The following is a 1,088-nucleotide window of genomic DNA, read 5'->3' on the forward strand; positions in this document are numbered from 1 at the left end:
CTAGGGCGGGTATTGGGTTGTGATCAATGGCTGTTCCGGGTGAGCTCTTTGATCCAGATCATCGAGGCCCGGAGATGGAGGCCGGCGAGGTAGCTCTCGGGCTTCTTGTCGAACCGCGTGGCGATGCCTCGCCAGGCTTTCAGCTTGTTGATCAGGCGCTCGACGGTGTTCCGTTCCTTGTAGAGGTCGGCGTCGTGAGTGACGGGCCGACCGCCCTTGCCGCCCTTCTTCTTCCGGTTGGCGGCCTGGTCCTTCTTCTCCGGGATGACTGCTTTGATGCGCCGTTTGCGCAGGTGGGCGCGGTTGCCGCGGGACGAGTAGGCCTTGTCTCCTGCGACCGCGTCGGGTCGGGTGCGGGGACGGCCGACCGACCCCCGGACCCGCAGCTTCTTGAGCACGGGGATGAACTGCGGGCTATCGGCGGCCTGTCCCTCGGTCAGGAGGAACACCAGCGGGCGGCACTTGCGGTCGCCGGCGCAATGGATCTTGCTGGTCTGCCCGCCTCTGGAGCGTCCGAGCAGGGCTTCCTTCAGCCGGAGCCTGCGCCGGCGCCGGATACGTCGCCGTTCCTCCCGCTCCGGGTCGTTTCCGGCGCCCTGCCCGTCTTGTTCATCCGGGCCGCCCCCTTTTGCCGTGCCTTCTCCGCCTCGTCGGCAGCCTTCTCCAGGGCCTCCATGGCGTCGGGGTCCAGGTGCATACCGGCAGCGTCGTGGTGGGCGCGGACAGTGGTGGAGTCCACGCTGACCAGGGACAAGTCCACCTCACCGCGCTTTGCGGCTTCCGCGATCAGGCCCTCCAGCAGAGCCTCGAAGACGCCGGCGTCGCGCCATTGCCGGAAGCGGTTGTGCACGGTCGGCCAGGCCCCGAACTCCCCGGGCATCTCCCGCCACTGCGCGCCCGTCCTGAACCGCCAGATCACGCCCTCGAACTGCTGGCGCAGCCGCTCGGGGTACGGGCCGTACCTGCCGATCGGCAGGTACGGCTCGATGAACTCCCACTCAGCGTCCGAAAGTTGCGCTCGTGTCACACAACACGGTCTACCGGATCAGGTCCCGCGACGCAGGCGATTCCCTCAGATTGATCACAAC

1 pseudogene is annotated in these 1,088 nt (G+C 67.3%); it reads right to left on the minus strand.

What is annotated here, in order from left to right:
* Nucleotides 1-23 precede the first annotated feature (23 nt).
* Nucleotides 24-1,027 (minus strand): annotated as a pseudogene (locus ABT015_RS37930) (IS5 family transposase).
* Between the last annotated feature and the right edge of the window lie 61 nt (nucleotides 1,028-1,088).

The sequence above is a fragment of the Kitasatospora sp. NPDC094016 genome (genome assembly GCF_040304045.1).
In the GTDB taxonomy this organism is placed as follows: domain Bacteria; phylum Actinomycetota; class Actinomycetes; order Streptomycetales; family Streptomycetaceae; genus Kitasatospora.